Below are 11,987 nucleotides of genomic sequence, written 5' to 3' on the forward strand. Positions count from 1 at the left end.
TATGTGTGGAATAGCAGGAGTTTATCAACAAAGTCTTCAATTAAATAAAAGCAATACCAATGAACTTATCTCTTTGCAAACATTGAGTACTATGGCTGATAGTTTAATCCATCGAGGACCCGATGATGATGGCTATTATTGTGATGAGGGGATAGGGCTTGCCTTTCGTCGTTTGGCTATTGTTGATATTAATGATGGTCAGCAGCCTTTATATAGCCAAGAGCGTAACATAGTCGCAGTGTGTAATGGTGAAATTTATAACCATCAAGAGTTACGAAAACACCTCATTGCAAATGGTAAACAATTACACAGTCTGAGTGATGTAGAAGTGATCCCGCATTTATATCAAATGTACGGTGAAGATTTTGTTAAACATCTTGAAGGTCAATTTGCCATAGCCTTATATGATATTTATTTAGATAAGTTAATTTTGGTGAGAGATCCCGTAGGGATAGCACCTTTGTTCTGGACTCAAATTAATGGTTATCTTGCCTTTGGTTCTGAAATAAGAAGCTTACTAACATTACCTGGTTTTAAAAAGTCGGTTAACCTCACAGCTTTAGACCAGTTGTTGACTTTTCCTGGCATTGTTAGCCCAACTACTTTTTTTGAAGGTGTATTTAGCTTAAAGCCGGGTCATATGTTGGTCATCGAAAAAGAGAAAAAGCGAGAAAAACAATATTGGGAGCTGGATTATCCTTTAATAAAAGAGCCTAGCGAGGCTATGACTGAAAAGGGTTTAGAGAGCTGTATTGATCAGCTAGATTTACATTTACAAGATGCGGTGAAAAAACGGTTACAAGGAGATGTTCCTGTAGCTGCTTATCTTTCTGGTGGTTTAGATAGTTCTTTGATTGCAGCTATATTATCAAAAGTATCTCCTGGAGCTGTTAAAGATAGCTTTTCAATTACATTTCCTTCTCGCAGCATAGATGAGAGTGAATATCAAAGCTTAATGGCGAAGCACTTAGGGACTCGACATCATAGTTTTGAGGTCACAGATCAACATATTGCAAATCATCTTCAACAAGTTGTAAATCGTGCTGAAACACCACTGCGAGAATCTTACAATGCTTGTTCATTGATCCTGTCATCTATGGTATTTGATCAGGGGATCAAAGCAGTTGTAAGTGGAGAAGGTGCAGATGAATTGTTTGCGGGTTATGTTGGTTATAGATTAAATCAGCAAAGAGAGCCTGTATGCGATGATCTAGAAGAGATGCTTGAGCAAGAAATGCGGCAAAAACTGTGGGGTGATCCACATTTGTTTTATGAAAAAGCATATCAAAGTCACAAAGAGCAAAAAATATATTTATTTAGTGAAGATGTAAGGCTTAGGCATAACCGATTTGATTGCCTGAATCAGGAAGTCATTGATAGACGTTTTGTTGAAGGGAGAGACCCATTACATCAGCGTTCATATTTAGACTTTAAATTACGTATGGCAGATCATTTATTAGCAGATCATGGTGATCGCGTGAGTTTTGCAAACTCTATTGAATGTCGCTTTCCATTTTTAGATCAAAACTTGATCGATTTTGTTCGCCAAATACCTCCGCAGTGGTTGCTGCATAATGGTGAAGAGAAATTTTTATTAAAACAGTTAGCAAAACGTTATTTACCTGATGTGATCACACAAAGACAAAAATTCAGCTTTGTTGCGCCTTCAAGTGCAATTTTATTACGTCATCATCGTGAGCTAGTTGGAGATATATTAGCGCCTGAACGCATAAAACGTCAGGGTTATTTTGACCCTGAAACTGTTGAATTTTTACGTCAAAGTTACTTACAACCAGATCATCAACTTAACCAGACTTTTGAAGATGATTTATTAATGGTGGTTTTAACCTTTGGTATTTGGTTGGACGAATTTTCCATGCCAAATTACAGCTAAGTTTAATCATAATTGAATAACTAATATCCAATAAGAGAAAAGGTCATATTGCCATGGGACGTCACGCTTATTTTGAAAAATTTGAAGACAATGCAATTCAGTATCCTGATAGCAGGGCATTGAACAGTGAAATTATTGAGAATACTAAAACGATAACCGTCGCAGATAGTTATCGTGATTTAAATCGTTGGAGCAATGCGCTCGCAAATCAATTAATCGAAGTAAACAGTGTCAGTAATATTGGTATATATATTGACTCACAAGCATCTTATGTTGCTGCTTTATTAGCTTGTGGTAAGGCGGGAAAATGTTTTGTACCACTTGATGTAAATTTGCCTGACAAACGATTAAATTTACTAATTGAAAAGGCAAATATTGAGACGATAGTTACTAATTCACTATGGCAATGGGTATTAGAAAAAAAACTACCGACAAAACCAAATGTTAAGCTTATTTCAGCGGATAGAAAAAAAACTGTACTGGCAAACCCTGATTATGATGAAAACCTTAATATAACAGTAAAGGGCAGTGATGCCTGTTATATTATGTTTACCTCAGGTTCAAGTGGTGAACCTAAAGCTGTGGTTGGGCAGCATAAATCACTGGTACATTTTCTTGATTGGGAAACAGAATGTTTTGATATTACTCAAAAAGAGGTTGTTTCATGGTTAGCCCCAACGACTTTTGATGTTAGCTTACGTGATATTTTGCTGCCGCTGATTAATGGTGCTTGTTTAGCTATTCCACAAGAAAATACACGAATGAATGTAGCGCATTTATTGATGTGGTTGGAGCAACAAGTTGTCACTCATATCCATACCGTTCCTTCAATTTTTCGTTTATTGACTCAAACTTTAAGTGAGCAACAAAGTCAGAGCATTAAACTACCAGCTTTACGGCGTGTTTTATTAGCTGGAGAACCTTTATATTATGTTGATGTTAAAGCTTGGCGAGCTGCTGGCGGTGAACATATTGAGTTAGTGAACTTATATGGACCTACTGAAACAACATTGGCTAAATTGTTTTATCGTATAGATGCAAAAGATAATAACCAAGGCATGGTGCCAATAGGTCAAACTTTACCAAAAACTCATGCATTATTAATACAAGGTGATCGCCTGTGTAATAGTGGAGAAATTGGCGAGATTTATATTCGTACACCATATCGGAGTCTTGGCTACCTTAATGATAACCAAGAAACCCGTAAGGTTTTTATTCAAAGCCCATTGCAGTCGCAAGAGCCGGATATCTTGTATAAAACTGGAGATTTGGGACGTTATCAAGATGATGGTCTCTTAATGTGTTTAGGTCGCCTTGATAACCAAGTTAAAATTAACGGTGTGCGAATCGAATTAGGAGAAATAGAAGCTGCTTGCAAAAATATATCTCGCTTTAAGCAAGTTGTTGTTCAGGCTATAGCGCATAAAGATAAAAGTAAATTTTTATGTTGTTATTATGTTCGTCATGATGGGCTTAAAACACCTTTACCTGTGGCTGATTTGCGTTTACTTATTGGTGAACGTTTACCTGATGCTTTGGTTCCGAACGTTTATGTTTGTTTGACTAAATTACCAACTTTGTTAAATGGTAAAATAAATCGTAAAGCGCTACCAGCCCCAGAAGAAGTTTTATATGCTGAGCAGTCTTATACCGCGCCTCAAACAGATACTGAAGAAAAACTATGTGAATTATGGGCTGAATGTTTGTGCTTAACTAAGGTATGTACAGCCACAGAATTTCTCGATTTGGGTGGTGATTCCTTTAAAATGATTCGAGTATTATCTGCAATATTTAAGGTTTTTGGTAAAGAAATAAGCCTTAAATTATGGTTGCAAAATCCAACAATTAAAGCCGTTGCTGTTTTACTTGATGGCATGAAAAATACGCGTACTTACCAACAAATACCTTTGGTGAAATCAGAACAAAATTATGCTGTTACTACAGCGCAAAGTCGTTTGTGGACCTTGTATCAAATGGGAGTTGCCCCTGTTGCTTATAATTTACCTGAAGCGTACTTTATTACAGGTACTCTAGATATAACTGTACTGCAGCAGGCTTTTCAAGATTTGGTTGAGCGTCACGAGTCACTTAGAACTATATTTTTTGAACAAGATAAAATCGTTTATCAGCGTATTTTACCAAAACATGATTTTGAATTAAGTTATCAAGAATTATCAAAGATTGATGATGATATTTTGGCGCAGTTGATTCACAAGAATCAAAACCATAGCTTTGATTTACAAAATGGTCCATTGATGCGTGCTGAACTCGTTAAGTGCCAAAATAAACAAGGATATGTTTTATTATTTAACATTCATCATATTATTTGTGATGGCTGGTCGCTTAATGTATTGGTTAATGAGTTAGCACAGAACTATCAAACTGGTTTACAAAATAAAAAGTCAGAGAAAGCACCGCTTAAGTTACAATTTAAAGACTTTGTAGCCTGGCAGAAAAGTCAACTTGATGAAGAAAAAGGGTTAAAAAGTCGTAACTGGTGGCTTAATCAATTAGCTGCTCCTATTCCTGTATTAGACTTGCCTTGTGATTATCCTCGCCCACCAGTGCAAAGTTTTAATGGCAATACGCATCAATATCTATTGCCTATGCCAATATTCAATAAAGTGAATGAGCTTGCTAAAAGACAAGGCATTACTTTATTTGTTTTACTCAATGCTGCCGTTAAAATCTTATTATATCGCTATACCAACCAGTCTGAATTGATAATTGGTTCACCCGTTGTAGGCCGGGCGCACCCTGATTTGGATGAACAAATTGGCTATTATGTTAATACTTTGCCATTACGGGATAAACTCAATCCTGAATCGAGCATTACTGATTGTTTACAACAAGTGCATGAATCAACCAGTATGGCTCTTGAACATCAGCAATTTCCATTTGATGAATTGATTAATGATTTAGATATTCCGAGGGACATGGGACATTCAGCGTTATTTGATGTCATGCTGGTACTGCAAAATATGGACTTGGCAATGCCTGAACTACAAGGTGTTCAGTTTAATAATATCAGTAAAGAGCAAGGTTGGAATTTTAGTCGTTATGATTTGGTCTTTCATTTTCAACCGGATGAGAGTGGTTTATTAATCGATATTAATTACAACAGTGATATTTTTAAGCCCATTCGTATTGCAAATTGCGCCCAACACCTGACTACTTTACTTGAAAATATGGCTGAACATCCTGAACAATCTGTTGATGATATTGGTATTTTACCTGAGTCTGAAAAAGCTTTGCTTCGCGCTTATTCTCAAGGGCAAAAACGCATCATAAAAGAAACAACGATTATTGATTTATTTTTTGAAAAGGCGCTACAATTTCAAAATCAGATAGCACTGGAGGAAAATAAACAAAAAGTTACTTATGCGTCTTTGGCTAAAGAAGTGACCACCATAGCTAAAGGGTTAGTTAATCTAGGAGTGAAGCCTGGTGTGCCAGTTGCTTTATTGATAGATCGTAGTACTGATAGCATCATTGCTCTTTTGGCTATTATGGCATCTGGTGGGGTTTATCTGCCTCTTGATGGTGCGTTACCAGAACAGCGTTTGAAGGAGATTATTAGCAGTAGTGGTTGTGATTTTATAATAAAATCTGAGCAGTTTGATTTTAACGAAGTCATTAACTTACCAGCTAATATATATAATTTACAAGAAATTAAACAAAGTTTGAGTATTAGACTTACCTTATTACCTAAGATTGACGCCCATGCGCCTGCCTACATGATTTATACATCAGGCTCGACTGGCAAACCTAAAGGTGTGTTATTAAGACATGCTGGTTTTGTGAATATGTCGTTAGCGCAAATTGAGCAGTTTGGTATAAATAGTGAAGACAAAGTATTACAGTTTGCCTCCTTGTCATTTGACGCCTCACTAGCAAATATATTTATGAGTTTATTCAGTGGTGCAAGCTTAGTGCTAATAAATAAGGCGACAATTGAACAACCTCAGAGATTTTTAAATCACCTAAATCAGTTTGACGTGAGTGTGGCAACTTTACCGCCAGCTTATTTACGTGCTTTAGATAGGCCTGAATTATCAACATTAAAAATATTGATCACTGCTGGAGAGCCTGCAAACTTTGATGATGCCGCTTATTATAGTCAAAAAATGCAATATTTTAATGCCTATGGTCCGACAGAAGTATCAGTGTGTGCCACGATTGAAAAAGTTACAGATCCAAGTTTATATAATCAGAGTATTCCGATTGGAAAACCTTTAGCAAATGTGGATGTTTTTGTACTTGGAAAAACAAGTTTAGCACCTGTTGGTGTACCTGGTGAATTATGCATTATGGGGGAGGGGCTCGCACTGGAATATCGCAATAATGAGTATCAAACTCAAAATGTTTTTACACATGTGCCAGCTTCAATTTCAGATTGCACAGAGTTTACCAGAATGTATAAAACCGGTGACATGGCTTACTGGAATGAGTTAGGACAACTGATATTTATTGGTCGTAATGATAAGCAAGTAAAAATAAATGCCTTTCGTATTGATACCAGTGAAGTGGAAAATAGCTTGCTGGCCTTAGATGAAATTGAAGCCGCATTTGTTGATACTGTTAAAGTACAGGGAGAAAACAAATTAGCTGCTTGGGTTGTCGCAAAACGACAAGCTGAAATTTGGCCTTCAGTTGCCGAGTTTTATGTTTATGATGATGTACTTTATGGCAGTATGGCGCAAGACTTTGCCCGTAATGATGTTTATTTTGCGAGCTTTAAAAAACATTTAAAAGATAAGGTGGTTCTTGAAATAGGTCCGGGCCCTGAGGTGGTTTTATCTCGTTTAGCAATTGCAGCTGGCGCAAAGAAGGTTTATGCGGTTGAGTTATTGCCAGAAACTTACCGCAAAGCCTGTGCAAAAGTTGAAGCCTTGGGCTTGTCAGATAAAATTATTGTAATAAATAGTGATGTGCAAAGTGTTTCTTTGCCAGAAAAAGCAGATTGGTGTATTTCAGAAATAGTGGGCTCTATTGGTGGTTCTGAAGGAGCTGCTAAGATCATTAATAATAGCCGTCATTTATTACATCAATCAACAAATATGTTGCCGCAGCGTTCTTTAACATCTATGGCAGCTGTGTCTTTATCTCATGAGAACTTCTATCAAGGGTTTACACCGATTGCTGCGCATTATGTTAATGAAATTTTTAACAAGCAGGGTCATGCTTTTGATTTACGTTTATGTATTAAAAATTTACCTCAAAATGCAATTATTAGTAATGATGGCGTATTAGAAGATTTAGATTATACCCAAGATATTAACCTTGAAGAGGTACATGATACGCAACTTAATATTCATAGCCATGCCCAGTTAAGTGGGTTGATTTTCTGGCTGCAGCTTTATGTTGATGCTGATAATTATGTTGATTCTTTGTATGCAGAAAAAAGCTGGTTACCTATTTATTTACCTTTATTTGGAGGTGATACCGTCTCTGTTGCACCAGGAGATGTACTTAAACTCAAGGTTATTAGAACCTTGTGTGAAAATGGCCTCAATCCAGATTTTGAAATTAATGGTGATTTGATTAATTCAGCAGGAGAGTATAGATCAATTCACGGTCGTTCAGCTCATTTTGGTAATGGGTTCGCGAAAACACCCTTTTATCAGAAAATTTTCCAGCTACCTTCTGGTACTACAGGTGAGCTACCAATGGAAGCACCAATCCAAGCTATATTACAAGTTAATGAAGTGCGAAATTTATTAGCTAAAAGTTTACCTCATTATGCTGTCCCACACTTTATTAGTGTATTAGATCAGTTTCCTCTGACGAGTAATGGAAAGATAGATACTCAACAGCTACCTGCTCCTCAAGCTCAAAATGTTGAAAATTTTGTGGCAAGCACTACACCAGTAGAGACTGCCATATGTAAGATATGGCAGCAGGTCTTAGGCATAAATCAGATTGGCGTTAATGATAATTTTTTCTCACTAGGTGGGGACTCTATTAGTGCGATTCAAATTGTAGCTAAAATGTCGAATTCGGGCATGCTGATTGATACCCGGGATATTTTTCAGAACCCAGTGGTCGCTCAATTAGCGTTAACTATTGAAGATAGCATTGAAGAGGCTGAGCAAGGATTAGTGTGTAGTGAATTTGCTTTGACACCTATTCAACAGTGGGCGTTTTCGACTTTAGGTGACAAACTTTACTGGTTTAATCAGGCGTGTATGTTGAGAAATTCGGGGAGGTTTGATAACTCAATTTTGACACAAGCTATCACGCTTCTGATCACTCAGCATGATATGTTAAGAGCCAGCTTTGTAAAAAGTGAAACGCAGGTGGTTCAGAAAATCAGTGATCTTGTTGAGGCTGATATTGAATATCAACAGTGGCAGGAATATAACTGTATTGATGAGATCCCAGCCTCTGCATGTGATGAGTGGCATAAACAGTTTTCGCTCAATAAAAGCTTATTCAGAGCTGTGGTATTACAACTTAAAGATTATGATGTATTAGTGTTAGTGGCAAATCATCTGGTAATAGACACAGTATCGTGGCGAATTATTATTGAAGATATGCAGACTTTTTTAGCCTCAGATAACGCATTATTGCCAAATAAAACAGATGATTTTGGTCGTTGGTCTGCACATTTAAAAATGATGTCACAACTTAATAGCGGTCAATTGAATGAATCATATTGGAAAATGCTAATTGACGAACAACACACTTTGCAACCATTAAATCATTTGAATCAACAAAGTGAGAAGCCATATAAACGCACTATTGGTAATAGTAAAAACTTAACCTTTAATATTGAACACAAGCTCTCATCAAGTTTGTCTCATTGTGTAAAAACATCAGACTTTACACTTGAACAAGTATTTTTAACTGCTTTGGGCCATGGTTTGCAATCACTAACAGGTAATGCATATAACCTTGTGACTATGGAAAGCCATGGTCGAAATACGATATCTGGCGTGAGGTCCAAAATTAATATTAGCCGAACAGTCGGTTGGTTTACGTATTATTACCCGCTGCCTCTGAGTGCTTTTGACGATATAAGTGAAACGCTTGAACGGACTAAAATGGTTAAAGAAAGAATACCAGATCAGGGCATGGCTTATTTGTTGTTACGTTGGTTGAAGGAAGGAGGAGAGGAATATCAAGTGACTCCTAAGGTAAGTTTTAATTACCTAGGTGAGTTTAAAAAGCCTACAGCAGAGTCGTCTTCACAATTAATAAACTTTGATTTTGATGTGCCAGGTTGTCATCAACATCCCGATATAGCGTGTGAGCATAGTATTGATTGGTTGATGATGTTTACAGATGAAGTGCTATCTGTTTCGGTTAGTTATGGTAAAGAAGAATATACAGATCAGGATATCGCAAGATTAGCTACAAGCTTTAAACAAAGCTTGCAGCAATTAGATGACTATTTAACCCATTACAACGAACAAAGATCTACAACAGGGCAATTTACAGTTGAAGGCCTGACTGATACCGAGTTTGATACTTTATTTGAATAATAAGACGAGTAAATAAAATTGGAGAAAAGTTGTGACAAAATTGACAATAAATCCAGTAGCAGAATTAAATAATATAGAAATACTACTTAATGCAAATATTCCATCTAACAAGCTCATTCAGTGGGCTGAACAAAATAAAGATGAAATAGAGAATGCGTTACAAAAAAATGGCTTGTTACTGATCAGAGGCCTTAAAGTTGATAATAGTGAGCAGTTTGGTCAATTGTTATCGACTTTATTTGGTGAGGAGTTAGCAGAATATGGTTATCGTTCTACACCTAGAACTGCGGTTGGTTGTAATGTTTATACGGCTACAGAATACCATTCTGATGCAACCATAGCACAACATAATGAATGTGCTTACGCGAATAAATGGGCTATGAGATTAGGTTTTTGGTGTCAGCTCCCCGCTGATGAAGGCGGCGCCACGCCAATTGCCGATAGTCGAGAAATATATAACCGGCTTCCGTTATCAATTCGAGACAAATTTGAGCAAAAGAAAGTAATGTATGTGCGTAACTACGGTCTGATTGATTTACCTTGGCAGGAGGTTTTTCAAACTGAAGATAAAGTAAAAGTTGAACAATATTGTGAACAAAATCAAATTCAGTTTGAGTGGAAGGATGATGGTGGTTTGAGAACGCGACAAGTAAACCCTGCAGTTGCATTGCATCCAATAAGTGGTGAAAAAGTATGGTTTAATCAGGCTCACTTATTTCATGTTTCTAATTTAGAAGAAAATTTAAGGGAAAGCATGTTGAGCCTATTTGATCAGCACTCTTTGCCTCGTAATGCTTTTTACGGAGACGGTTCGCCATTAGAGGAAGAGGTATTAGATATTATTCGCCAAGTATATAAACAACAGACTTATCATTTTACGTGGCAGAAAAATGATATTTTGCTAGTGGATAATATGCTGTTTACACATGGTCGCCAGCCATTTAAAGGAGAGCGTAAAGTTTTGGTTGGAATGGCTCAGGGCCATGGGCATTAATCTATTTGATTGGTTATAAAATTGAACGAGTTTAATCATGAAATAATTATAATTGGATGGGGTGATTTTGATTCATTTTAAATTTATTATAATGTCAGCTGTATTCACTTTTTTATCCGTGAAAAGTTATGGTAGTAGCCTTGATTTGGATTACGTAAAAAAAGTAGATTTAAAGTTATATCAGAGGCTTGTTGAAATTAAAAAATGCCAAGATACTCAAAAGTCAGCTTCCGAATGCGTAAAAAAAACAACGCCTGATAATATATCCAAAATATCGGATGAAGCAGAAAATCCTATTTCAAAAAATAATGAGAAACTTAAAAGTGAGCAAACTCAATGGTGGCTCACAAGTTCTTACTATAAAGCACCCGATGTTAAACAATGGCTTAACGCTGTTCAGTCGACATTTTCAATCGATAAGCTATATGGGAATATCGAAGGCTCTCAATATAGTGCAGACTTGAAATATTATTCACGTTACGGTCAATGGACACATTTATTTTCATTGGGTTATGCTAAAGATTATGTAAAACAGTCGGGACTTGTTGCTTTAGATCGAAAATATCATTTATTTAATTATAATGCTCGATATGATCTGAACGAGTCATGGTTTGCGCAATTAGGTTATCTTGAAGAAAAGGATACAAGTTTAGCATTAGAAGATGCCGCTGTTCATTTTGCCGGAGTTGGCTCCTATATATACAATACAGATAAATTTATCTTAACAAGTTTTGCTGCTTTAGGTGATAAAACAGAGCGATTCTCTTTAGGAAATAGTGAGTTAACAGGATTAGATAAATTTAATTATAAAGTGGCATATGGATTTCAGCGCTTAAAATGGAATTTATCAAAAGAATTGGCTTTTATTCAATCATTTGAAGTTTATCATAGCTTAGATGCCTTAGCTGACTTTGAATTAGCTGAAGATGTTAATCTTGAATGTATTGAAACATTAACTTCTTCAGCAACTTATTGCATTGTAGAATATGAAAATAGAAATAAAATTATATTGTCATTAGGGTTGGAATATAAGCTTAATCAATATCTTTCTTTGTCTTACAGTTTAGATTTTACCAAAGATTCACAACCGTTTTTAACCGATAGCTCAAATAACGCCAGCCATAGTTTAAGCATTATTGCTAACTTTCAATAATATAGTTACGGCTTTAGAGTTACAGATATTATATAAATTTGCACATGCCTCTGCCTAGAGGTTTACCTGATCTTTCAATATAACCAAAACTTTTGTAAAAGCCTTCTTTATCTTTGGCTGCAAGTAAACCAATAGTTGCACCTTTACCAGCCTCTTTAGATAGGTAAGTTTCAATATATTGCATAATAACTTTACCTAGACCTAAACCTTGATAGTAAGGGTCGACTATGATGTCTTGTACGTAAAAATACATATACCCATCACCAACAATACGTCCCATCGCAATTAATTCAAAATCATGACATATTTGAACATGAAATAAAGAATTTGAAAGGCTTTGTTGCGCCATTTCAAGGTTCATTTCACCCCAGCCAATTTTTTGTCTGAGGCTTAAAAATGCTCTTACATCAGGGGGGGTAAAATTAATGACATATTTTTTTGATTTAATATTTATCACCT

Annotated in this window: 5 protein-coding genes; 4 read left to right on the forward strand and 1 reads right to left on the reverse strand. The window is 36.1% G+C overall.

Annotated elements, in window-relative coordinates:
* Position 1 precedes the first annotated feature (1 nt).
* The 4 genes from asnB to BM088_RS00580 all read left to right on the forward strand — a co-directional run bounded on the left by asnB (position 2) and on the right by BM088_RS00580 (position 11,528).
* Entirely contained in the window at positions 2-1,894 is a 1,893-nt protein-coding gene (gene asnB, locus BM088_RS00565; RefSeq protein WP_091978780.1) for an asparagine synthase (glutamine-hydrolyzing), read from the forward strand.
* A gap of 53 nt (positions 1,895-1,947) precedes the next feature.
* Complete coding sequence (locus tag BM088_RS00570) at positions 1,948-9,381, forward strand: non-ribosomal peptide synthetase (protein ID WP_091978782.1); 7,434 nt, start codon at positions 1,948-1,950, stop codon at positions 9,379-9,381.
* 31 nt (positions 9,382-9,412) lie between these two features.
* Positions 9,413-10,375: a TauD/TfdA family dioxygenase gene (locus tag BM088_RS00575; protein ID WP_245763720.1), complete on the forward strand. Its 963-nt coding sequence runs from the start codon at positions 9,413-9,415 to the stop codon at positions 10,373-10,375.
* Positions 10,376-10,442: 67 nt separating this feature from the next.
* Complete coding sequence (locus tag BM088_RS00580) at positions 10,443-11,528, forward strand: DUF481 domain-containing protein (RefSeq protein ID WP_143085020.1); 1,086 nt, start codon at positions 10,443-10,445, stop codon at positions 11,526-11,528.
* A gap of 28 nt (positions 11,529-11,556) precedes the next feature.
* Here the strand turns inward: BM088_RS00580 and BM088_RS00585 are convergent, their stop codons facing one another.
* On the reverse strand, positions 11,557-11,985 hold the full coding sequence (locus BM088_RS00585; protein ID WP_091978786.1) for a GNAT family N-acetyltransferase: 429 nt from the start codon (positions 11,983-11,985) through the stop codon (positions 11,557-11,559).
* Positions 11,986-11,987 lie beyond the last annotated feature (2 nt).

The organism is Pseudoalteromonas denitrificans DSM 6059, assembly GCF_900112265.1.
Taxonomy (GTDB): domain Bacteria; phylum Pseudomonadota; class Gammaproteobacteria; order Enterobacterales; family Alteromonadaceae; genus Pseudoalteromonas; species Pseudoalteromonas denitrificans.

What these genes read in the sequence shown, in the direction of transcription:
- asnB (WP_091978780.1), top strand. Translation starts at nt 2, where the DNA reads ATGTGTGGAATAGCAGGAGTTTATCAACAAAGTCTTCAATTAAATAAA.
- BM088_RS00570 (WP_091978782.1), top strand. Translation starts at nt 1,948, where the DNA reads ATGGGACGTCACGCTTATTTTGAAAAATTTGAAGACAATGCAATTCAG.